21 protein-coding genes are annotated in these 22,026 nt (G+C 46.2%); 12 read left to right on the plus strand and 9 right to left on the minus strand.

The genetic code is table 11. The features are described from left to right. Positions 1-82: 82 nt before the first annotated feature. Positions 83-550, minus strand: coding sequence for a YchJ family metal-binding protein (locus QZZ54_RS08810; RefSeq protein WP_290701742.1), 468 nt, complete (start codon positions 548-550; stop codon positions 83-85). 76 nt (positions 551-626) lie between these two features. Here QZZ54_RS08810 and sbcB point away from each other — a divergent pair, with 76 nt between their 5' ends. Both sbcB and QZZ54_RS08820 read left to right on the plus strand, forming a co-directional pair. Then, on the plus strand, positions 627-2,087 hold the full coding sequence (sbcB, locus tag QZZ54_RS08815; RefSeq protein WP_290701744.1) for an exodeoxyribonuclease I: 1,461 nt from the start codon (positions 627-629) through the stop codon (positions 2,085-2,087). Beyond that, positions 2,084-2,581, plus strand: a complete 498-nt coding sequence (locus QZZ54_RS08820) for a hypothetical protein (protein ID WP_290701746.1) — start codon at positions 2,084-2,086, stop codon at positions 2,579-2,581. The genes sbcB and QZZ54_RS08820 overlap by 4 nt, the downstream gene beginning before the upstream one ends. Here the strand turns inward: QZZ54_RS08820 and QZZ54_RS08825 are convergent. Further along, positions 2,560-5,418, minus strand: coding sequence for an insulinase family protein (locus QZZ54_RS08825; RefSeq protein ID WP_290701748.1), 2,859 nt, complete (start codon positions 5,416-5,418; stop codon positions 2,560-2,562). The two genes, QZZ54_RS08820 and QZZ54_RS08825, sit on opposite strands and share 22 nt — an antisense overlap. 427 nt (positions 5,419-5,845) lie before the next feature. Here QZZ54_RS08825 and QZZ54_RS08830 point away from each other — a divergent pair, with 427 nt between their 5' ends. The 4 genes from QZZ54_RS08830 to QZZ54_RS08845 are packed head-to-tail and all read left to right on the plus strand — an operon-like array spanning position 5,846 to position 9,729. Continuing rightward, a complete protein-coding gene (locus tag QZZ54_RS08830; protein ID WP_290701750.1) occupies positions 5,846-6,229 on the plus strand; it encodes a DUF6394 family protein in 384 nt (127 codons plus the stop codon). Between the two features lie 12 nt (positions 6,230-6,241). After that, entirely contained in the window at positions 6,242-7,930 is a 1,689-nt protein-coding gene (locus tag QZZ54_RS08835; RefSeq protein ID WP_290701753.1) for a TrkA family potassium uptake protein, read from the plus strand. Further along, positions 7,930-8,829, plus strand: a complete 900-nt coding sequence (locus tag QZZ54_RS08840) for a DMT family transporter (protein WP_290701755.1) — start codon at positions 7,930-7,932, stop codon at positions 8,827-8,829. The genes QZZ54_RS08835 and QZZ54_RS08840 overlap by 1 nt, the downstream gene beginning before the upstream one ends. Positions 8,830-8,874: 45 nt before the next feature. Next, positions 8,875-9,729: a Tim44 domain-containing protein gene (locus QZZ54_RS08845; protein ID WP_290701758.1), complete on the plus strand. Its 855-nt coding sequence runs from the start codon at positions 8,875-8,877 to the stop codon at positions 9,727-9,729. 72 nt (positions 9,730-9,801) lie between these two features. Here the strand turns inward: QZZ54_RS08845 and yaaA are convergent, their stop codons facing one another. The 3 genes from yaaA to QZZ54_RS08860 all read right to left on the minus strand — a co-directional run bounded on the left by yaaA (position 9,802) and on the right by QZZ54_RS08860 (position 11,312). Beyond that, entirely contained in the window at positions 9,802-10,575 is a 774-nt protein-coding gene (gene yaaA, locus QZZ54_RS08850; protein WP_290701761.1) for a peroxide stress protein YaaA, read from the minus strand. Between the two features lie 122 nt (positions 10,576-10,697). Then, positions 10,698-10,931 (minus strand): DUF2789 domain-containing protein, encoded by a 234-nt coding sequence (locus QZZ54_RS08855; protein ID WP_290701763.1) that lies wholly within the window; start codon positions 10,929-10,931, stop codon positions 10,698-10,700. A gap of 78 nt (positions 10,932-11,009) precedes the next feature. Further along, complete coding sequence (locus QZZ54_RS08860; RefSeq protein WP_290701766.1) at positions 11,010-11,312, minus strand: hypothetical protein; 303 nt, start codon at positions 11,310-11,312, stop codon at positions 11,010-11,012. A 155-nt stretch (positions 11,313-11,467) separates the two neighbouring features. On the opposite strand from QZZ54_RS08860, the gene QZZ54_RS08865 reads away from it, so the two are divergent. The 5 genes from QZZ54_RS08865 to QZZ54_RS08885 all read left to right on the plus strand — a co-directional run bounded on the left by QZZ54_RS08865 (position 11,468) and on the right by QZZ54_RS08885 (position 15,585). Next, entirely contained in the window at positions 11,468-12,751 is a 1,284-nt protein-coding gene (locus QZZ54_RS08865; RefSeq protein WP_290701769.1) for a tryptophan--tRNA ligase, read from the plus strand. Positions 12,752-12,797: 46 nt separating this feature from the next. Further along, entirely contained in the window at positions 12,798-13,643 is an 846-nt protein-coding gene (locus tag QZZ54_RS08870; protein ID WP_290701771.1) for a sulfurtransferase, read from the plus strand. A gap of 58 nt (positions 13,644-13,701) precedes the next feature. Then, on the plus strand, positions 13,702-14,082 hold the full coding sequence (locus QZZ54_RS08875; protein WP_290701774.1) for an MmcQ/YjbR family DNA-binding protein: 381 nt from the start codon (positions 13,702-13,704) through the stop codon (positions 14,080-14,082). Between the two features lie 120 nt (positions 14,083-14,202). Further along, on the plus strand, positions 14,203-15,126 hold the full coding sequence (locus QZZ54_RS08880; RefSeq protein WP_290701778.1) for a Dyp-type peroxidase: 924 nt from the start codon (positions 14,203-14,205) through the stop codon (positions 15,124-15,126). 261 nt (positions 15,127-15,387) lie between these two features. After that, on the plus strand, positions 15,388-15,585 hold the full coding sequence (locus QZZ54_RS08885) for a hypothetical protein (RefSeq protein ID WP_290701781.1): 198 nt from the start codon (positions 15,388-15,390) through the stop codon (positions 15,583-15,585). Between the two features lie 81 nt (positions 15,586-15,666). On the opposite strand, the gene cysK is transcribed toward QZZ54_RS08885, so the two are convergent. Beyond that, positions 15,667-16,629 carry a cysteine synthase A gene (gene cysK / locus QZZ54_RS08890; RefSeq protein WP_290701784.1) on the minus strand — a complete coding sequence of 321 codons (963 nt, stop codon included), beginning with the start codon at positions 16,627-16,629 and terminating at the stop codon, positions 15,667-15,669. Positions 16,630-16,910: 281 nt separating this feature from the next. On the opposite strand from cysK, the gene QZZ54_RS08895 reads away from it, so the two are divergent. Further along, positions 16,911-17,384, plus strand: coding sequence for a sel1 repeat family protein (locus QZZ54_RS08895; RefSeq protein ID WP_290701787.1), 474 nt, complete (start codon positions 16,911-16,913; stop codon positions 17,382-17,384). An 81-nt stretch (positions 17,385-17,465) separates the two neighbouring features. On the opposite strand, the gene QZZ54_RS08900 is transcribed toward QZZ54_RS08895, so the two are convergent. From QZZ54_RS08900 to kdsA, 3 genes are all read right to left on the minus strand, one after another. Next, complete coding sequence (locus QZZ54_RS08900; protein ID WP_290701790.1) at positions 17,466-18,881, minus strand: hypothetical protein; 1,416 nt, start codon at positions 18,879-18,881, stop codon at positions 17,466-17,468. A gap of 3 nt (positions 18,882-18,884) precedes the next feature. Then, complete coding sequence (locus QZZ54_RS08905) at positions 18,885-20,864, minus strand: SUMF1/EgtB/PvdO family nonheme iron enzyme (protein WP_290701794.1); 1,980 nt, start codon at positions 20,862-20,864, stop codon at positions 18,885-18,887. Positions 20,865-21,030: 166 nt separating this feature from the next. Further along, a complete protein-coding gene (gene kdsA / locus QZZ54_RS08910) occupies positions 21,031-21,876 on the minus strand; it encodes a 3-deoxy-8-phosphooctulonate synthase (protein ID WP_290701797.1) in 846 nt (281 codons plus the stop codon). Positions 21,877-22,026 lie beyond the last annotated feature (150 nt).

Below are 22,026 nucleotides of genomic sequence, written 5' to 3' on the forward strand. Positions count from 1 at the left end.
TGTAAGCCATAGCAGGTAACTCCCCCGGGGTGCTTGTCTGCCGGGCTTTACAGTGATTTTTTAGGGAAAAATATTTTTCTGATCAGTTACGTATTTCTACTTCTCCATCCACATAAAACCAGTGGTTATCCTGTTTTCTGAAGTTTGAGCGTTCATGCAGCTCGTTTTGTTCTTCGTCTGTCTCGAAGCGAGCAATAAACTCAACGACGCCATTAAGGTCATCAGCTTGTCCTGCTTTTGTGTTGAGAATCTTTAATCCTGTCCAGGTGGTCGCAATAACTTGTTCCGCGAGGAGGTCTGCATCCTCTGGATTTCGATATTCTTCAGCGGTTGTATTTATAATATAATCTACCGCTCCCAGTGCAAAAGCGGTATACCTTGATCGCATGAGTGCTTCAGCTGTACGGGCTGGCTTATGGCCTTCTATTGCCGGTTCACAGCAGAATGAAAATGGCTTATTCGAGCCACAAGGGCAGGTAAGCGTGGTATCTTTGTGATCGTGAAGCATAGAGTCCCCGGCTAAGTTTATGATTGCTCTTTTACTGGACATTATAGGCTGCTGACAAATTAAGCATATTGATCAAAAGCATAACCATACCGAGATAACCGGTTTTAAGGCGAACAGAATGGCTGCATCCTCTCAAAAGACTTTTTTCTGGCATGACTATGAAACCTCAGGCGCTGATACAAAGCGTGATCGACCGCTGCAGTTTGCAGGCATTCGGACGGACCAGGAACTGAACATTATTGAAGAGCCGGTGATGTTTTACTGTAAACCAGCTGAAGACCTTCTGCCCCATCCTGAGGCCTGTCTGATTACCGGTATCACTCCGCAGAAAGCGATTCAGGACGGTTATTGCGAAGCCGAGTTTATCGGGTTGGTCCATGAACAGTTATCTCGCCCGGGTACTTGTGGGGTGGGTTACAACAGTATTCGTTTTGATGATGAAATTACCCGTCACAGCCTCTACAGAAATTTTATTGACCCCTATGGCCGAGAATATCAGAACGGCTGCTCTCGCTGGGATATTATCGATATGTTGCGGTTAACCCGGGCACTACGTCCAGAGGGAATTGAATGGCCCTCCTATGAAGATGGCCGACCCAGTATGCGACTGGAAGACCTGACCCGGGCAAACGGGATCGATCATGGTAATGCTCATGATGCCTTGGCCGATGTTCATGCAACGATTGCCATGGCTCGGTTAGTCAAAGAGCGACAGCCAAAACTTTATGAGTATGCTTTGAATAATCGTGACAAACGGAGTATTCAGGAGAAACTAGATGTACTGACGATGAAGCCGGTTCTGCATATTTCTTCAATGTACCCATCGGAGTGGGGTAATGCGGCAGTGGTAGCTCCCGTGGCAAATCATCCCGTCAACCGTAATGCGGTGATCGCTTTTGATTTGCGCGTCGATCCTACTGCTTTGCTTGAATTGTCTGCAGAAGAGATTCGTCGTCGTATCTATACCCGAGCTGAAGATTTAGCGGAAGGTGAGGTGCGTATTCCTCTAAAACAGATTCATATCAATAAATCTCCGGTTATTGCGCCGGCTGGAATGCTTTCGGCAGTAGAAGCCGAGCGGTTGAATATATCCGGTGGTCTGTGTCGTACGCATTTGAAAATGCTCAGAAGTAGCCCAGACCTGAAACAGAAAATTGCAGAGGTGTTTGCAGAATCAGATTTTGCAGAAGATTTAGACCCTGATCACATGCTTTATAGTGGCGGATTCTTTGGTGATGCCGATAAGAAGAGTATGGAGCTGATCAGAAAGACTGAACCGCAGCAATTGGGGGGGCTTGAACTGGCTTTTCAAGATTCCCGACTGGAAGAGATGTTCTTGCGTTATCGTGCGAGAAACTATCCCTTCAGCCTCAATGATGATGAGCGCAGTCGCTGGGAAGAGTTCCGTCATCAGCGTTTGCTGGGGCCAGAAAATGGAGGATACCTTACGATGACTGCGTTATTCGCCAAACTAAATGAGCTATACCAGAAGCCAGAGCTAAGTGGCTCGCAAAAAGAAATATTAGAAGAATTAGCTTTGTATGCTGAAGCAATCTATCCGATGGATGAGATGCATTGATTAACCGAACTGTTTATGCAAAAACTGCTTGTCTGATCGCTTCGGTGATCAGCTTGTCAGTCTATGCTGACAGGAAAGAGGATTTGGTTAATCCAATCTCTTATGCGGTAACTGTTCCCGGTGGTTATATAGATTCACCGATCGATCCGAAAACCCTGTATGAAAATCGGCGCAGGGGTTACGTTGATAGTGAACCGATGCTAGAAATTGAGCCAGTGCTTATACCAGAATTACAGCTGCCTCCGCCCACGGTGATATCTCACGGGGACTATGAGCCGGTAGAGCGGGTTGTCAGTGTAGAAAAGAAAGCGCCACCACTGCAAGGTGAAGATCGGGTATTTGAACAGATTGCCCGGGATGAACTGGAAATTAAATGTCTGATGGATGATGCATTAGATCAGTGTGAAGGGATCGAGATTGAAGTACCACAAGAGAATAAACCCCGCTCTCGCAGGGTAATTGATCGTCAGATTCAGACTTCAGGTACAAACTGACCCTGCTCTTTTAACCGTGCGATTTCAGGATCGCAGATCTTTTCGAGAGCTTTTGAACTAGCTTCTTTTCGGTGTTCTTCACCAAAGGTACGCACCGTTAATCTGCGTTCTGGTAGATTCCTATAGCATTTGCGCAGGTCGGCCAACGTCAGGGAGCTAATTGCCTCGGTTAGCTGTTCCCGGCTGTCAAAGCTATGTTCATCCCGATCGATCTCTTGCCAGTAACGTTCACTTAACTCGCTCATTCGATTTTCTTTACGGTTTATTCTGGATAGCAAACTCTCTTTATAGCGCGCTACCTGCTCATCGGTCATCTTTTCCAGTTGAGATTCCATCTGGGTGATGAACTCGTCAATATGCTTTTCTAATCCTATAGGACCAGTGTTTGGCGATTGAATGACAAAAGCCATTCCCGGTGCTTTGCGCATCGATAAAGAGGTTTCAAATACCACGTAACCCAATTGTTGCTCGGTGCGTAGCTGACTATAAAAAGGTGCTGAGAGTATCTCGCTTAGCAGTGCGTACTCTGCACGGGTTTTCGTGTCACTATTATCCGCTTGAAAGTAGACGCTGATGGCAGAGTCGTTGTGTTCTACAGGCAGTGTCTGCGTCAGATTGGATTGCTTATCTAGCAGAATAACGGGTAGGCGGCTGCGATAGCTGATAATTGGCTGAGTAGGCAGGTGTGTGCGAACGGTATTAGCCATCTGCAGTGCTTCTGCTTCTGATAGGTTGCCATGGGCAAGCATTCTTACTTCTGTTTGATCCAATAGCAGAGGAATAAAAGTTTGTAGTGTTTCTAGATTTACACTGTTTAATGCGGTTAGCTTTTTCTCAGCGCTCCAGCTCTGCAAAAGGAGGTTGTATACTGCGCCAATTGTCTGGTTGTAGGGTTTATCTTTCAGACTGTTTTTTAATTCCTGTGCATACTTTTCTTTAATGCGAGAAAAATTGGTCTGAGTGAAGTCTATCTGCTGCAGGCTATTCATTACCTGGCTGAGTAGTTTAGGTTGCTTATCGTTATATCCAGAGATACGAATGCTCAACCCCCGCATATGCGGATAAACACGGGTTTTCAGGCCGGCGAGAGTCGCATCGTAAAGTGTCTCATTCAGCTGGTCTTTGACCAGTTTAGTATAGAGGGCCGTCATCACCGTGTTTTCAGGAGTCAGGCTAGCTTGTTTTGATATGATCGAGACAAAAAAGTCCGTCTTTGGCAGCTGAAAAGTCTGATCCTGTTTATGCCAGAGAGAATAACCATCCTGTTGCAGAATAAGCTCAGGTCGATTTTTTCTGCTATTTAATGCTTCACTAGCAATTTGTTTTACGTTGAGGTTTTCAGCAATAAAAGGATTCAACTCTCGCATTTGAAGAGCCTGATTCTTAGCTGGATTATTCCATAGTTCACGTCGTATTGAATCGATCGGCATAACGCTGTACTCAGCATTAAACCAAGGGTCTTTGTTATCTGTTTTAAGGTTTTGTGACTGCAGAGTAAGCAGTAAGTTATCCGGGGTCATCTGTGAAAGAATATCTTTAATCAGTTCGGGCTGGAACTTCTCTAATAGATAGTCGGCACTGATAACTGAGTCTGCTGGATAAAGCTGAAGGTTGCGAGACAGGTGTGCAACTTCATGAATTGGCTGAGATTTTTCTTTGAACCTGAAGCTGATGTTACTCAGTTTCTGTTCTTCCAGATACAGTGCTTCGTTAATGCCCTTTTCCTGTAGTAGCTTGATAGCTGCAAAGGTGGTTTCAATGACTTTGTCATGATTTTTAAGACCTTCATCGGTCAGGGAAAGTGACAGTGCAACAGATGATTGGTCGGGTAGGTCGTTACCCCGATGGGTATTCAAACCATTTACCCAGCCTTTAGCCTTAAGTGCAGAAAAAAGACTGCCTTTACCTTCATAGCCCAGCATTGAACCGATAAAGTGCGAAGGCTTTTCCTTATAGTAATCACGGGTTGCCTGAATTGGAAATGTCAGCGTTAGTTGCTGAAGATCTTTAAGCGTTTTTATGTTCTGTTGTAATGGCAGATTCTGATATAGAGGGACCTGGGAAATAAATTGGACCGCATTGCTGTTTTTGACCGCTGCAAATTTATCTTCAATAAGATGTTTCAGTTCTAATACCGACTCCTTGCCCAGAAGGACGACGGTCATTTGGTTCGCAGAGTAGTGTTGGTTATAAAAACTGGTCAGATCCTGTCGAAGGTTGCCATCTTCATTCGATAAGGTTTCCAGGTTGCCGACGGCAAACTGACTCATACTGTGTTTCGGGTTCATTACCCGCTTGCCTGCGGAATAGCCGCGGCGACCATCGTCTCGTAATTTCGACTGGTATTCAGAATTGACTGCGTGTCTCTCCCTGTCCACGTACTTTTCTGAAAAGAGTGGGTCGATAAAAAAGTGTGAGAAACGATCCAGAGCGGGTTCTAGCTGGTCAGCTTTGATATCAAAAAAGTAGTTTGTGTTTTCAAAAGCAGTATAGGCGTTATGACTCCCACCATTATTACTGATGTACTCCTGATAACTACCGGCCTCAGGATATTTCTTCGTCCCAAGAAACAGCATGTGTTCGAGGAAGTGCGCCAAACCCAGACGATTTTCAGGATTAGCATTGGAGCCAACATTGACGTCAACTGAGGCGGCTGCTTTATCTGTTGTTGGATCGGATATAACAAGGGCTTTCATCTGGTTAGGGAGTGTGAAAGCAAGATATTGGCGATCGTCCGTGGGGCTTTTATGGACTGCCGCGTAGGTCAGTTTTGTTGTCATGAAAAGCAATAGCATTAGAACATGACGGGTGCTTTTCTTATTATATCTGTAACGCATTCACTATAGCCCCTGTGCTTGGCAGTCTCTCAGGCAGAGAGAAATTCTGTTTTGAATAACAACATAACGTCTTTTTTAACGTCTATAAAAACCAGATTTAAAACTTTACGAAAATAGGAAAATAGCACAGCTGAAGAGCTACCAGATGAGCTTAGTTGGCTTTACGTTTTTTAGCGTTATAGCCGACATAAGCGTATAAGGATAGTTAAAAATCTCAATACTGTCTATTTTTTAACCAGTTGTTTTGTTATATGCCTTTGAACTTTGGTTATTTAAGATCACAAGCGATTAAGTGTTCGACAAGGGGTTTGATAGTTGGTTCGATGATTTCTCTATTATTACCGGATGCTTTACAATCCTCTGTAGTAAGCTTTTGTTGTTATTACTCTTTGTTTAAAAACACTACTCAGACTTTGGGATGGATTCTATGAATCGCGAAAAGGTAATTTTTGCATTTTTTATAGTACTGGCACTAACCTTGAATTTCGGTTTCTTTCTCGGTGAGATAGAGAACCTAGCCCACCATAATGTATTTGAATTCTTCGCCGCTATTGTGGTGAGTATGATCTGTACGGTACTCAAGTTTGGTGATCGAACTCACATAGGCGCATTGATGCTGGCAACCAGTCTGGTTGCTGACCTCCAGCTGGTAGTGGCGGCAATGATTTGGGGCTATGGTGCACAAATATCGGTTGATGGTGTTACTCCCGAAATGATTAGCAGCGTTGTATCTTTGTCCGGCGGAGCGTTGCTGGCTAACGTAGTGTCGGTGATTCTGCTGATGGTCGAGACGATTGTTGTACGTCGTTAAAGGCGAACCAGCATGAACGATATTTTCTATCTGCTGCTGCGTAGACTGCGGCAACCCCTGATCATTCTGATCGTTATCTATTCGGTCTCCACTGTTGGGTTCGTCATCATTCCTGGTCAAGATGACCAGGGTAATGTCTGGCATATGGATTTCTTCCATGCTGTCTATTTCGTTAGTTTCATGGGATCAACTATAGGTTTTGGTGAGATTCCCTATGCTTTCACTGCGGCACAACGTGTCTGGACGCTGGTTTCAATTTACGGAACGGTTATCTCCTGGCTGTACAGTATTGGTTCGCTGCTAGCGCTGTTTCAGGAACCAGTATTCGGGCGGATGTTACGACGTCGCTCCTTCGTAAACGAAGTCAGTAATTTCAATGAACCTTTCTATCTGGTGTGTGGCTACGGCATAACGGGAAGCGCCATTATCAAAAAACTCAGCGAACGAGGGATTCGTGCGGTTGTGATCGATATTGATCAAGAGCGTATCGATCGACTTGAAATGGATGATCTGTTGACTAGGGTACCAGGGCTTTGTGCTGATGCTTCGCTCCCTGAAGCGCTAGACGATGCAGGCTTGCAGCATGCTTCCTGTGTGGGTGTTTTGGCGTTGACTAATAACGACAATGTGAATCTATCAATCTCAATTGCCAGTAAGTTGCTAGCACCTCAGCGGGTGGTTGTGTCCCGGACTGAGTCAGAAGTAAATGCGCGTAACCTGTCATCTTTTGGTACCGATCATATTGTCGATCCATTCAGAGCCTATGCCGAATACCTGTCTTTAGCGGCTCATTCACCCTATATGCATCTGGTCTATGATTGGTTAATTAATCCCGACCATCGACCGCTATCCAGCGCTTATAAAAAAACCAGTGGACTCTGGATTATCTGTGGTTTGGGTCGTTTCGGTAAGGCGCTCTATTATGAGTTTGCAAAGCATGATGTGGAACTGGTGCTGTTGGATGATGATGAGCGTCAGTTGAAAAATTATAAAAATACGGTTGTCGGTCTGGGAACCGAGGCTGCGACCCTTGAGATAGCTGGGGTTCGTGATGCTGTAGGCATCATCGCCGGCACAGATAATGATGCAGATAACCTGTCGATCATTATGACCGCACATGAGTTGAACCCGAAATTAGTCACGGTAGTTCGTCAGAACCTGAATACCAATACACTGGTTTATAAGAACTCGAATGCTGATTTTATTATGGAGTCGGGACGGATAATCGCAAACCGGATTCTGGCAAAACTTAAAACACCGCTACTACCGATGTTCATTGAACAGATGCAGCAACAGGACGATGTCTGGGCGCATACGTTGTTGAACCGGATGAGTAATATTGCTGATGATAGAGAGCTGGATAGTTGGTCTATTACGGTGAATGAAGCCGAAACGCCGGCAATCATAGCTGTGTCGGCCGAATCTACGCCGGTGAAACTGAGTGTCCTGATGAAAGACCCTCGTCATCGCAAGGATCAACTTCGCTGTTTCCCACTGATGTTAAGACGCAACGGTGATTTGAAACTTTTACCTGGTGAGTTGACCGTTTTGGAAGAAGGTGACCAAATATTGTTCTGCGGTCTTGCTGACGCCAGTGATCAGATGAGTTGGAGTATTAATAACTACAATATTCTCTTCTATCTACAGACCGGGGAAGAGCCCAGTCATAACCTTTTGGCTAAACTACTGAAGCGAGTCTGATGCCCTATTTCTTTCTGACGATGACTGTTCTGTTCTGGGCCGGTAACTTTGTGACTGCCCGCGGAATACACGCTGATTTTCCGCCATTGACGATGTCATTTATGCGTTGGGGGTTAGCGTTACTTATCATATTGCCTTTTGTGCTGCCACGTATCTGGCGCAAGCGGGTGCTGATTAGGGCTAACTTGCCGATTCTAGTACTACTATCTGTGCTCGGAGTGGTCTGTTTTAACTCCTTTATCTATATGGGGGTGCAAACCACGCAGGCGACTAATGCGACGCTGATGCAGTCGGCAATACCGATACTTATTCTGGTAATAACATCATGGTTTCTGGGAGAAACGGTTGTTCGACGGCAGTGGTTTGGTGTTTGTCTCTCGTTAACCGGTGTATTGATGCTGGTGGCCAAGGGCGATCCGCAGGTATTGCTGACACTCTCTTTTAATCGTGGTGACCTTTGGGTTTTGACCGCGGTGCTTTGCTGGTCCGCTTATTCAGTATTGCTTCGCTGGAAGCCTGCTGAGTTGGATGGTTTAACCTTTTTTGGTTTCACTGTGATGATCGGAGTACTGGTGCTATTCCCGTTTATGCTGACGGAGGTTCTTGCCGGTGAACGGCCAGTGTGGAGTTCTTCTACTTTATCGGCTATTTTGTATATGGCAATTTGCCCTTCAATTCTTTCCTACCTTTTTTGGAATAGAGGTGTTGCTCAACTGGGGGCAGCTAAAGCCGGTCTGTTTATTCACCTGATGCCGCCGTTTGGTCTGATTCTGTCAGTTATCTTTCTTAATGAAACCGTTGAGCCTTTCCATTTTATAGGGATGGGGCTAATATTCAGCGGAATCTATCTGGCGATCATTACCGGTCGCAAACACAATGATAAAAAGGCACCTGCGTAATACAGGTTGTGTACTGAGTGCCTTAAATTCTGCGAAGGAGTTTCTATGCGAACACTGTTGGTTTCATTTTTTGCCCTGATTATCAGCTTTGGCATGTTAGTGCCTGATGCTGAAGCCAAACGTTTCGGTGGTGGTTTTAGTTTGGGTAAGTCTTTCAAGTCACCTAAGCGTGTTCAGCCTGCCGCTCCTTCAAAACAGCAGGCAGCCCCAGCCAGTGGAACAGCTAATAAGGCAGGTCAGCCGCGCCGTAGTGGTTTTGGTGGACTGATGGGAGGCTTGTTAGCCGGTGGTTTGTTAGGTGCACTTTTCTTAGGTGGTGCTTTTGACGGTATTCAGTTTATGGATATTCTACTCATTGGTCTGTTGATTTTTGTCGCGGTGAAAATTTTCGCTGGGATGAAGCGGGCTCAGCAACCGCAGTATGCGGGCCATCAACGCGAGCAACCAGAAACGGAACAACAGTCTGAGAGTGAAACATATCAGAATGTGCCGCCGGCAGCCGGTGCGGGTTTTGATTCTGAACCTTTGTCACTACCTGAGTGGTTTAATGAGGAAGCTTTCGTCGAGGGGGCCAAAGGACACTTTACTCACTTGCAACAAGCCTGGGACCGAAGTGACTGGGATGACATTCAAACCTACACTACGCCTGAGCTGTTAGAGACACTCAAGCAGGAGCGAGCTCAACAGACGGCAGACCAGAAGACAGAAGTTGTTTCTGTGATGGCTGAAATGGCTAACTTTATCGATAATGATGATCATGTTATCGCTTCAGTTAACTTCTATGGCTGGCTTAAAGAAGATAGTGATGAAACCACAGAGTTTAGTGAGATCTGGCATCTGCGTCGCGAGATGAACGGAGATGATTCTGATTGGGTTATTGTAGGAATTCAGCAGCCTTGATTGCTGAAGTTTAGCTATAAAAAAACGCAGCCATTGGCTGCGTTTTTTGTTTAAGCGAACGGTTTTCTCTAATTAAATCTCTTTACGGGTATATACCCAGGTATCTTCCTTAGAAAGGCTTTCGTCATATTGGTAGCCACCCAGATCAAAGTTTTTCAGCTGCTCAGCGTCGGTGATCTTGTTTTTAATAGCGTAGCGACACATCAGCCCGCGGGCTTTCTTGGCAAAGAAGCTAATGATTTTATATTGTCCATTTTTCCAGTCCTTAAACACAGGGGTGACCATTCTGCCCTGGAGGTTTTTAGGCTTAACTGACTTAAAGTACTCATTTGATGCCAGGTTAACTAGTACTGGTTGTTCTTCTTCTGTCAAAGATAGGTTCAGGTCGTCGGTGACAATATCGCCCCAGAACGCGTAGAGATTCTGTCCGCGGCCGTTCGCTAGCTTGGTGCCCATCTCCAGCCGGTAAGGCTGCATCAGGTCCAGCGGCTTTAGTACGCCATACAGGCCTGACAGAATGCGCAGATGTTTCTGGGTGAAATCTAATTCGTCTTCGTTGAAATCTTGTGCATTAAGGCCGCTGTATACATCCCCGTTAAATGCCAGCACTGCCTGTTTGGCATTATCGCTGTTAAAGGGCTGCGACCAGCTTTCATAGCGGGCAACATTGAGTGCTGAAAGCTTATCGCTGAGTTTCATCAGCTCGGCTATATCCTGTACTGAATAGGTGCGCAGTTGTTGAATCAGCTGGCTGGAATGCTCCAGATGCTGTGGCTGTGTAAAGCGGCTAGTTGTGGCCGGAGTCTCATAGTCGAGATTTTTTGCAGGGGAGATAACTAGTAGCATAGTTTTCTTGTGTCATTTTCGGATAATGATCTGATCCTAAACTAAAAAGGCCAGCACTGGGAAGAGCTGACCTGATTAGTTGTCGCTATCAGTGTGATAGTTCTGAGCTTTCTAGCTGTTTCTCAGGAGTGGAGCTGTACGTTAAGCTGGTCCACCACTTCACTCCAGTCCGAATCGTTGTCCAGGCTCTCTTTGATAAAATTGGCCTGGCTGGCCGTCCAGAATGTTGCCTCATCCAGCCTGATTTTTTGACTGAAAAGGGTATGGGTGCGGATAAACTGATCGATATATGAATCTTCGCCGGGCAGCCCTAGCTGCTCAAACAGGGTGTTCATAGTATGAACTGATCTGTCCATTGAAACCTCCGTTATTGACTGGCTGTCTTTACAGTCTTGGTCAGGACAGAGGCTTTGTCAAAGGCTGTAGTGATAAGCTTAATCGTTACTGTCTTGTTTGCGGACCAGCTTCTGCTTTTTATCCAACTTGATATAGATTGCCAGGGCGCAAAAAGTGCCTATAACGACCAGTATCGAAATAATGAGCGGGTCTGCGTTCTCATTACCAACCGCGCGGGTATACATCGCTGAGACCAGCATCCCGCCGACGAAACAGAGGGCGGTCATAATGATCCCACTGACAATCGTACCTGGCTGACGATCGGGTGCCCGTTTGAGCATAATAAACAGTGTTACCAGCAGTGAGCCGAGGACAATAAACGAAGGGAAAAGCGCTAACATAATCATTCCTTACATAAGAGATGGCTATTTGTACCACTGATCACTGTCTGAAAAAACCCTTCTAAGGGATACTCTATTGATTTCAGAGGCGATAACATCGATTTTCTTGTATTATAAGGCGCAATTTTAGTTAGCTTTCAGAAAAAGATAATCCGATGACCAAGCAGACAGTTCTGACCGGTATAACAACCACCGGTACCCCACATATTGGTAACTACCTAGGTGCCATTAAGCCCGCAATAGAAGCCAGTCTGAACAGCAATAATGACAGTTTTTTCTTTCTGGCTGATTTCCATGCGTTGATTAAGTGTCATGATCCCGAGCGGGTGGCCAGCTCTACCCGGGAAATCGCGGCTACCTGGCTGGCGCTCGGTTTAGATACTGATAAGGCGACTTTTTACCGTCAGACCGATATACCTGAGATTACAGAGCTGACCTGGATTCTTACCTGTATGACCTCTAAAGGTCTGATGAACCGTTCCCATGCGTATAAGGCGTCTGTTGATGCCAACCGTGAGGCGGGTCGACAGGATGACGATGACGTCACTATGGGATTATTTAGCTACCCTATACTGATGGCGGCAGATATTCTGATGTTTAACGCCGATATTATTCCGGTAGGTAAAGATCAGATTCAGCATATCGAGATGGCACGGGATATTGCTGGTCGTTTTAATCACACCTATGGCACGCTGTTTAATCTACCTGAAGCTCAGGTAGATGAGCAGACGCAGCTTATTCCGGGTCTGGATGGACGGAAGATGTCTAAGAGCTATGATAATACGATTCCTTTGTTCTGCTCTTCAGATGAACTGTATAAGTTGATCAAGCAGGTTAAGACCGATGCTCTTGAGCCTGGCGAACCTAAAGATGCAGACAACAGCACGATATTCCAGCTGTATGCTAATTTTGCCTCTGTTGCTGAGCAAGCACAGATGCGTACCCGGTTTGAGAATGGTATTGGTTGGGGTGATGCTAAGAAAGAGTTGTTTGAGTATCTGGACAGTTATCTTACTAAACCACGGGGTGAATATAATCGCCTGATGGGTGACCTCGGCTATGTTGAACAGCAACTTCATAAAGGTGCAGAGAAGGCCCGTCGTCACGCCTCACCATTCCTGGATAAAGCTCGTGTGGCTGTGGGTATCCGCCCATTAACCTGGCAGCCTGAAGCCGGTGCTCAGCAGGAAGCTAAGAAAGATAAAGAGCAGTCTGCTGAGCAGATTGCCCGGGCTGAAGAGGGTCGCCGTCGTGCTATCTTAATGCAACTAAAGCCGATGCTGGATCGGGTAAACAATGCAGAAGACAGTGCTGCAGAAGCTAAGTTGCTTGTTTCAGAGAAAGAGTCAGCGATCGAGTCTCTGAAGAAAAAAGCCAAACAGAAAGCTCAGAATGAACTGGATCTGTTACGCGAAGAGTTTGCTGGTTTATTAGGCTAAACCTTAAAAAGTGAACCCTGATAGAAATTTTCAAGGAGGCTAGTTGATGTTTACCACATTGATCTCAGTGTCAGAACTAAGCGACCTGTTACAGGAAAAAAGCTCTGCAACAGTGGTTTTGGACTGCCGATCCTACCTAACCGCTCCTCATCAGGGGAAGCAGGTCTTCCTTGAAGGGCATATTCCAGGTGCTGGATATCTCCATTTGGAACATGATCTTTCAGCGCCTGTAACAACTGATTCCGGTCGTCATCCGCTGCCCAGTTTTACTCAGCTGGCAGAAAAAATCCGCGCCTGTGGTGTAAACAGTGATACTCAGGTTGTGGTTTATGATGACTGCGGCGGAGCGATGGCTGCCAGAGCCTGGTGGTTGTTTCGGGTGTTAGGGCACTTTACAGTGGCAGTGTTGGATGGTGGTTATCCTGCCTGGACTAACGCTAGTGGGGATGTTTCAGATCAGCTGCCTTCAGTATCTCCCGGGACATTTAGTGGCGAGCCTGATCTTTCAATGATATTGCCACTTGGGCAGGTTGCTGGCTTCACTTCTGACGGGTTATTGGTTGATGCCCGGTCCCCGGAACGCTATAGAGGTGAACAGGAACCAATCGATCCAGTAGCCGGGCATATTCCAGGTGCGGTTAACCGTCCACTACAGTTAAGCCTGACCGCAGATGGATGTTTTAAAAGCGTTGAAACTTTGCAGCAGGAGTGGCTTGGTTTTATCGAAGGTTATGAATCAAACGAGGTAGCACACTATTGCGGCTCAGGCGTCACAGCATGTCATAACCTGTTGGCGATGGAGCATGCCGGGCTTAAGGGCGCAAAAGTTTATCCTGGCTCCTGGAGTGAGTGGATTCGTGATCCACAGCGGCCGGTGGCAAACGATAAATAGGCCCGGTCACAGGGGTGGTATTAGAGCAGATATCAGAGCTTATTAAAGGATATTATCTATGGATTATCAGGCCGCCCGTACTTATATGCTAAGTCGTCAGGAAGCCTGGGAAGATTTCCCTTTTTATCCCGATGTCGCGGTGATGAAAGTTCGCAATAAGATGTTTGCCACGCTCTCTTCTGAAGCCGGGGTAGCCCGGATGAATCTCAAATGTAACCCTGATGAAGCGCAAATGCTGCGGGATATTTTCAGTGCCGTATCGCCGGGCTTTCATATGAATAAACGTCATTGGAATACTGTACTGCTTGATGGCAGTATTCCTGCAGGTGAACTGGAGCGTATGATCGATCGTTCCTATGGCCTGGTAGTAAAAGGGATGACCCGTAAGGAACGTCTGCCGCTGGAGCTCAAATATGGTAGCGATGTTCTGTATCGTTAAATAGCTTATAGATTGTGTAAATCAGCTCAATAAATAAAGCTAAGCTTACTTGTGAACAATCTCTTTATATACTGGGCTTATTCGCACCGCTCTAAGGCTTAATTTGATATGGAGTTCGTTATGGCCCGCTTTCAATCGGGTGTTATCGCTGAAGCTAACACCGATGCACTTTTTATTACCCTGAATATCAATTCTAAAACTGATTCGATAGTAAATCTTCGACAGGTGCTGTCAGGTATTCCTGCGACTGAATTGTCTTTCAGGCAGCGCTATCCTGAGGCCGATCTACATATCACGATTGCTATTGGTAGTGAGTTTTGGGACCGGTTAAATCCGGGCGCAAGGCCCTCGGAATTGGCCGCTTTTCCTGCGCTGAAAGATCAGGCTTTAGATGCGCCACATACTCCGGCGGATCTACTGCTGCATATCCGCTCAGAGCGACATGATCTGAATTATGAAGCGGCAGTGCTATTGCAAAGCCGGTTAGCGGAAAGTGTGACTCTCATTGAGGAGGTTCATGGGTTTCGCTACCTAGATAGCCGGGATCTGACCGGTTTTGTGGATGGTACTGAGAACCCTCAGGGAGATCATCGTGCAGAAGTGGCTCTGGTAGGGGATAACGATCCAGTATTCAGTGGCGGTAGCTATTTGCATCTGCAGCGCTATGAACATGATCTGGAGGCTTGGAATCGAGTATCTGTGAAGCAGCAGGAAGATATACTAGGTCGTACCAAAGCGGATAATAGGGAATACGCCAGCGCAGATAAAGCTCCGTTTTCACATACCAAACGAACCTCGCTGAAAGATGCACAGGGTAAGTCTGTTGAGATTTTGAGGCACAGCATGCCCTACGGTAACCTGAGTCAAAGGGGGCTGTTATTTGCTTCTTACGCTCGCTCACCCGTGCCCTTTACGCAGATGCTGGAGAGTATGATTTTGGGCGATGGGGCTGGAAACCATGATCATCTCTTACACTATAGCCAGGCGGTAACTGGGCAAGCATTTTTTGCGCCATCGATTGACTGGTTGGAGTCCCAGGCATAGCTTTGTTTTGTCTATCGTTAAGAGGGCTACCCCAGTGGTCACATAAGCTTCAGTAAACTGTCACTGGCTTGTAAAACACCTGTTCTAAGCTAAGCTTTAAGGAATATGCAAAATATTCTGGAGAATAGACTGCAGCAGTTTTGAGATGCTATTGCTCATCGTGAGAGGCTTCTCATCTAAGAGAGTTCATTCGAGATAGGTGATTAAAGGGAGAGACTGCTAAAAAGCAAAGTGACAAGATAATAAAAGCGGAGCCCGATTATGCAAAACGAGGCGATTACTAAAACCATTGCAGTGTTAGGTGTAGATGGTGAAAACTTTGAAGTGGATGGTCATTTCAAAGGAGAAGAGCGCAAAGCGCGTTGGTATACGATACGTAAGTTGAGTGATGGACGGACCTTCGTCGATCACCTTTCTACTTTTCCTAGTCATGATGAAATTCGGAAAATGGTGTCTTAACCCTTACTATCATTAGAGATTTTCAATAAAAAAACCGGGCTTGGCCCGGTTTTTTTATATTTTCAATATCGATTGGTCAAGTTACTGAACCAATTCGTTCTCAGTGAACATCCCATCAAACAGGGCCGTTGACAGATAGCGCTCACCTGAGTCAGGTAGAATAACAACGATCATTTTCTCTGCATTTTCAGGCAGGTCAGCTAATCGAACCGCTGCAGTGAGTGCTGCGCCACAAGAAATTCCTGCCAGAATGCCCTCTTTTAACATCAGCTGGCGAGCCATCTCTATCGAATCTTCGTTACTGACTTGCTCTACCTGATCGACAATGGACAGATCGAGGTTTTTAGGTACGAAGCCCGCACCGATACCCTGAATTTTATGGGGTGAGGGTTTAACGTCATCACCATTTAATGTCTGGCTGATAACAGGGGAAGCGGTAGGTTCTACAGCAACAGAGGTTATCGCTTTATGCTGTTTGATATAACGGGAGATACCACTGATAGTACCGCCGGTACCTACGCCGGACACCAACATGTCGATCTGGCCATCGGTATCCTTCCATATTTCCGGACCGGTTGTCTGTTCATGTATTTGAGGGTTAGCCGGATTCTCAAATTGTTGTAACATCAGGTAGGTATCCGGGTCACTATCGACCAGCTCCTGAGCCTTATCGATGGCGCCTTTCATCCCTTTGGCTGGTTCTGTCAGGATAATCTCAGCCCCTAATACTTTCATCAACTTTCGTCGCTCGATGCTCATAGAGGATGGCATAGTAAGTGCCAGCTTATAGCCCCGTGACGCGGTAACAAATGCTAGTGCGATACCGGTATTGCCCGAGGTCGGTTCTACCAGGGTCATGCCGGGTTGTAGAGAACCATCTTTTTCTGCAGCCCAAATCATATTTGCGCCAATGCGGCATTTTACTGAGCCTGCCGGGTTGCGGCTTTCAAGTTTGGCGTAGATTTTTTTCCCCGGTGCAATTCGATTCAGGTGAACCAGCGGTGTTTCACCGATCGTCAGGGAGTTATCTTCAAATGTTTTCATTAGGGTTCCTGTAACGATTTAATGACTGACCGGACATCTGTCTCCGGTACTGCTCAAAGGTAGATTGGATAGCTTAGCTTATTCCTTTGAGATATAAAAAATGTATTTTCTATAGTTAAACTGATAATGATTTAAGCCTAAACTCTTGAGTATGGCAAGTCTGTATATAATCGTTATTGAGGCGGGGCGGTATGTAAGCCCTACTTTTTTATTGGCGGTTTAAATATTAGAGAATTCTGATATTGTAACGACTCTCTATAGTTTTGTAAGATGGTAATCAGATGCGTTTGTTTATGACCTTGTTTGCTCCGCTTTTGGGCTGGCTCGCTTTCCAGCTGTTTCGCTTTCCGCTGTTTAAAAAATCTCAGATTAAACATCGGTTAGTGATGAAATTATTCCGTTATGCCGCCGATAATGGCAGTGTTCGGGCGCTCTCTGTATACGGCCACCTGTTACTTTTTCGTGGAGAGGGGGTGACGAATCGAATACAGGGTGTTATCTACATTGAGCTGGCCGCAGATAAAGGCGACAGTAAAGCGGCCTATCAGATGGGGAAGATCTTTGAAGAGGGGTATCAAAACTACCCTGTTAATCCAGATAAGGCGGTTAAGTATTACCGCAAATCGGCGGATAGCGGTCATATGTTAGCGATTAGGCGGCTGGTTGATGTCTATAATAATGGAGAGCTGGAGCAGGCTAAGTCTGGAGCAGACGCTGCATACTGGTTAAATAAGTTGGAAGAAGGTCATTTCTAATTGCTTGATACACCCGGCTGAGTAACCGGGTGTATGTTGTATGTATAGTAAGCTGATGATTACAGCTTCATCGTTAAAATCTTAGAGCTTCTTTATTTCGGTCTTGAAATTTAACTGGGTGCTACTGTCCGCTGGAAGATCGATAATCCAACGGTTTTGACTGGCATTGACTCTTGTATAAGAGTGACTGCTGTCGGTAATTTTCCAGTCTTGATGAAAATTGGCCGTGATGCTTATCTGTTTTACCTGATCACTGCTGTTGATCAATTCCAGTTCATGGCCTGTTTGAAAAGAATCATAATTCTTTTTAAACAGGCTCTGCTGCCGCTTAATCGTCAGGTCGAACGCTTTGCCTATTGGCAATTCAACCTTCTGGCTTTTGCTGGTATTGCGGATTCTGGCACTGCCAATGAAGTGACGATTACCTTCGCTGTCCGGGCTGAAAACCCGGGCGTTACCCGCAGGCAAAGCGAATCCCAGACCCTGACTCTCCGTATTAGTGAAACTGATTCTAATATCTGGTTTCTGATCATAAAGCTGCCGGTCAAGTGAGGGGTAAACCTGCATCTGATAGTGATAGCTTTTGTCTGCCTTAACCTTCTCTGCACTGATCAGGCTGACTTGCTTGGTCTGGCCATTAAGCAAGTTTGCTCGCTGTGGCAGGCGGTATAACTGATAATCTTGAAAGGCTTCCGGAGTTCCGCTTTCAGAGATTGAGTCTGCCATCACCATGGCTGTTTTATGCCGGCGTATAAGCTGCTCCGGAGGCTGGTTAACCTGACCAGCCATTAGCAGCACTTTGCTGTTGCGAAAGTCTACACCGGTTTGGTTATTAAGTGTGGCAAGGCCATCCAGGTTCAGACGATCGCCTTTACTATTTAAAACCAGTGCGTAATCCATCTGCCAGCTGAGCCCCTGGGTCAGGTAGGTAAGTACTGCATCACTAGCTTTGCTGGTTCCTTCAGAACGGATCTCCAGACTGGGGCGGGCTTGCATTCCTTCCGGAATAGCCGGAAATATAAAGCGCCAGCCCTGTTGATTGACCGGTATTGTTTCAATCTTTCCCTGATGTTCTACCAACGCGAATTGACCATTGGCACTTAATAGCCAAGCATCCTTGATCGTTTCACTACCGCTGACACTGTTGAAACGGGCCAGTTGAATTTTTTTGCCGGTATATGCCTGCAACAGCGCTGGTACCGAGATAAGATTGTTATTCAGATTCTGTTCCAGAATCTTTCCTGCATTTTCAACCTGTAACGTCTGGCTCATGATCTGATGACTAACATCGCGTATGTAGAGCGTTTGTCCCTGATTAATGCGGGGTAGGCTACGAACATCCCGTACCAGTCCTAGATTTTGATTGTAGAGGGTGATACTCAGGTCCTGCTGTTTTTCTAAGTCGACTGTCAGCGGTGTTGCCAGAGTCAGCGGAGCGTTGATGAGCAGAGCGCAGATCAAACTACCGTTCAGGCCTGATATAAGATGTTTGTACATCAATTATTCCTCAGTTGCTGTATCGGACAGGTCGAGTGCTATGCGGAATCCCCAGCTATTCTTCGTGCTACCTGGAGGATGACGATAACGACTTGATGAACGAATTACTCGACCAATATCAAACCAGGAGCCGCCACGCATAACCCGGAATTCACAGGTGCCGTCGATCATCGCGGCGCCATCTTTTGACGCATTGAAATAAGAATCCTGATAGCAGTCCTCAACCCATTCATCAACATTACCGTTCATATCATGAATGCTCCATGAATTGGGTGGGAACGATGCAATAGGTGCTGTCTTTCGTCCATCCCATTCAGTTCCGCACTCACTGCATACCGCACGTTCCTGTTCTAGCTTATCTCCCCACCAGTAGTTGGTGTCAGTACCCGCGCGTGCTACATACTCCCACTCTGCCTCTGTAGGTAAACGGTAAGGCTGGCCAGTCAGTAAAGAGAGCCACTGCACATAAGCTTTTGCTTCCAGCCAGCTAACATTGATGACCGGCCTGTTTCCTCGGCCCCAACCTTCATCTGCAGGCAGCGGGCGGCCCATAGTGCGGGCGTAGTAGTCATAATCGTTAAAAGTGACTTCATTGCGGGAGAGGGCAAACCGTTTACTAATGATCACCTGATGGGCAGGCCGCTCGTTGTCATCGCCGATCAGTTGCTGATCACCCATTGTGAAGCTGCCCCGGGGAATAATGACCATCTGAGGTCCTTTAAATCCTTCAGGCAGCTGGTCTGTGAAAACGGTTAGTTTATCTGGGTCGGCAAATTTTATATCTAACAGCTCTTTGTGAAGAGTATCGACTTCGTTGATCTTCTTACTTAACGCGGTTTGTAGCGTTTCAGTTTCCGAGGTTCTTTCTTCACGCTCAAGACTCAATGTTTGCTGAAGGCCTGTAATGTCTTCCTGTACTTTCAGAAGCTCTATGCGTGTTTGGTTGAGAGCCTGTTCAATCTGATGGGTATTTTGCATTCCGAGAACGAAAGCGATAACAAAACCCAGTAGAAAACCGAAACAGAAAATAAAGACGGGTACTGTCCATTCAGGGATGGAGAACATGCCAATTTTGCGTCTTTTACGGGGTGTTGCTGAAAGGGGTTCTGGGGCTTCCTCTTCATCTACTTCGTCGCCTGCATTGATAATTTGTTTGAACAGCAGGCCTGCTTTCTGAGGACGTTGCTCCGGGTCTGTCGAAAAAGCTGACTGAAGAACTTCCCATTGATTTTGATTCAGTGATGCGGGCTTTTTAAGTTCTTTACGGACCCGGGTCATCTCATCATCATTGGGTTTGAATGGTGCTTTACCACTGAGCAATTGATAAACGATACAGGCGAAAGAATAGATGTCAGCGGCTATAGAAATCGGGGTAGGATGAAAGGCTTCAGGGGCCTGGAAAGTAAGGTGTGAAGAGGGGGTGTTATTCAGCTCCCCTGCGATAGTCATAGCCTCTTCAAAGGCGAAATCCGCAAGCTTTACTCCTCCTTGTTTGTTGATAAATATTGACTCAGGGCAGATCCCTTTATGAGCCTGGCCAGCTCCCGCATGAGCATTATCTATCGCCGTGGCTAGCTGCTGTAGTAATCCTTTTTTCTGGTTGTCTTTCAGTTTTCGGGCTTGTCCGCTACTAATTAACTGTTCCAGTGTTAGTCCATCTAACAGTTCCATGGCAAAAAATAATAGCACCCCTTTTTGACGAAACATTCCGTAATATTCGGCAAGATGAGGGTGTTTGAATTTTTTACTCAGGACGATGTGTTTCTGGGCGGCTTCAATAAACCCTTGATGCTTAAGCAGCGCAGGGTTAAAAACCTGTAGGGTGACGGGTACTGAAAGACTGGTAGACAGATCTTCGGCGTGCCATAGCTGGCCAAAACGATTGGTTTTTAATTGTGATGTCAGTTTGAACTGATGATGATCTGGACCAATGATCTGACCAGATTCAAGCCCATCGTAGATCGGTTCGTTTGTCGTCGCCATTCCTGTGCACCTTGAATCGATAATATCTGCTGATATTACTCGATAATAGAGTAAGGCTTACAAAGAGTTAAGGGTCAGAGTTGTCAAAACGACAGATATATTTTCAGAGTTGAGAGTGTTTATAGCTGAGAGAGGTTGAGCGACCCTTAGGGGGTCGCTCTAAGAACTATTCGGTCACGAGTGGAGGGAAGCTTTTAATCAGCTCATCAACTGCTTTCATCTGAGCCAGATAGGGTTCAAGCTTATCCAAAGGTAATGCGCAAGGGCCGTCGCATTTTGCTTTAGTGGGGTCGGGATGGGCTTCAAGAAACAGTCCGGCAATTCCTTGAGCTAGTCCAGCACGGGACAACTGTGCCACCAGTGCGCGTCGGCCATCAGCTGAGTCGCTTCGTCCACCGGGCATTTGCAGGGCGTGAGTTGCATCAAACATGACCGGATAACCCATCTCTTTCATGGTAGAGAACCCCAGCATGTCTACAACCAGGTTGTTATAGCCAAAGCTGCTGCCACGCTCACAAAGAATCAGGTTGCTGTTGCCTGCGTCTTCGCACTTGCTGAGGATATGCTTCATTTCCTGAGGAGCCAGGAACTGGGCTTTCTTTATATTAATCACTGCGCCGGTAGCAGCCATTGCCTGCACCAGATCCGTTTGGCGAGACAAGAAAGCGGGTAACTGGATAATATCGCAGACTTCAGCGACAGGTGCTGCCTGATAGGGTTCATGCACATCGGTAATTAAAGGGACATTAAAGGTTTCTTTAATCTCCTGCATAATTTTCAGCCCCTCATCCAGGCCCGGCCCGCGGAAAGAGGTAAGCGATGAACGGTTGGCCTTATCGAAAGAGGCTTTAAACACGTAGGGAATGTTGAGTCGGTTGGTGACTTCCACGTAGTGTTCAGCAATCTGCATAGCCAGGTCCCGGGATTCCAGAACGTTCATGCCGCCAAACAGAACCATCGGTGTCTCATTCGAGATAGAGATGTTGCCAACTTTAACCACTTTTTGTTGCATTTTTAGAACCCTGTCAGTCTGAATACGCCGCTGATTATACGTCAATCTTTCGCCCTATGGGGTATATTTATAATAGGGTTAACTAAATTAACAGAGAATAGCAAATGAGCAGAAAGGAAAATAAATAAGCGGCTGAACAGGCTGGGTATC

Source organism: Amphritea sp. (assembly GCF_016744155.1).
Taxonomy (GTDB): Bacteria; Pseudomonadota; Gammaproteobacteria; order Pseudomonadales; family Balneatricaceae; genus Amphritea.

Coding starts and splice junctions, on each gene's coding strand:
- QZZ54_RS08810 (WP_290701742.1), bottom strand. CDS start 550: ATGTCCAGTAAAAGAGCAATCATAAACTTAGCCGGGGACTCTATGCTT.
- sbcB (WP_290701744.1), top strand. CDS start 627: ATGGCTGCATCCTCTCAAAAGACTTTTTTCTGGCATGACTATGAAACC.
- QZZ54_RS08860 (WP_290701766.1), bottom strand. CDS start 11,312: ATGTTAGCGCTTTTCCCTTCGTTTATTGTCCTCGGCTCACTGCTGGTA.
- QZZ54_RS08905 (WP_290701794.1), bottom strand. CDS start 20,864: ATGGCGACGACAAACGAACCGATCTACGATGGGCTTGAATCTGGTCAG.
- QZZ54_RS08855 (WP_290701763.1), bottom strand. CDS start 10,931: ATGGACAGATCAGTTCATACTATGAACACCCTGTTTGAGCAGCTAGGG.
- QZZ54_RS08865 (WP_290701769.1), top strand. CDS start 11,468: ATGACCAAGCAGACAGTTCTGACCGGTATAACAACCACCGGTACCCCA.
- QZZ54_RS08845 (WP_290701758.1), top strand. CDS start 8,875: ATGCGAACACTGTTGGTTTCATTTTTTGCCCTGATTATCAGCTTTGGC.
- cysK (WP_290701784.1), bottom strand. CDS start 16,629: ATGAAAACATTTGAAGATAACTCCCTGACGATCGGTGAAACACCGCTG.
- QZZ54_RS08870 (WP_290701771.1), top strand. CDS start 12,798: ATGTTTACCACATTGATCTCAGTGTCAGAACTAAGCGACCTGTTACAG.
- QZZ54_RS08895 (WP_290701787.1), top strand. CDS start 16,911: ATGCGTTTGTTTATGACCTTGTTTGCTCCGCTTTTGGGCTGGCTCGCT.
- yaaA (WP_290701761.1), bottom strand. CDS start 10,575: ATGCTACTAGTTATCTCCCCTGCAAAAAATCTCGACTATGAGACTCCG.
- QZZ54_RS08875 (WP_290701774.1), top strand. CDS start 13,702: ATGGATTATCAGGCCGCCCGTACTTATATGCTAAGTCGTCAGGAAGCC.
- QZZ54_RS08830 (WP_290701750.1), top strand. CDS start 5,846: ATGAATCGCGAAAAGGTAATTTTTGCATTTTTTATAGTACTGGCACTA.
- QZZ54_RS08835 (WP_290701753.1), top strand. CDS start 6,242: ATGAACGATATTTTCTATCTGCTGCTGCGTAGACTGCGGCAACCCCTG.
- kdsA (WP_290701797.1), bottom strand. CDS start 21,876: ATGCAACAAAAAGTGGTTAAAGTTGGCAACATCTCTATCTCGAATGAG.
- QZZ54_RS08840 (WP_290701755.1), top strand. CDS start 7,930: ATGCCCTATTTCTTTCTGACGATGACTGTTCTGTTCTGGGCCGGTAAC.
- QZZ54_RS08825 (WP_290701748.1), bottom strand. CDS start 5,418: ATGCGTTACAGATATAATAAGAAAAGCACCCGTCATGTTCTAATGCTA.
- QZZ54_RS08880 (WP_290701778.1), top strand. CDS start 14,203: ATGGCCCGCTTTCAATCGGGTGTTATCGCTGAAGCTAACACCGATGCA.
- QZZ54_RS08885 (WP_290701781.1), top strand. CDS start 15,388: ATGCAAAACGAGGCGATTACTAAAACCATTGCAGTGTTAGGTGTAGAT.
- QZZ54_RS08900 (WP_290701790.1), bottom strand. CDS start 18,881: ATGTACAAACATCTTATATCAGGCCTGAACGGTAGTTTGATCTGCGCT.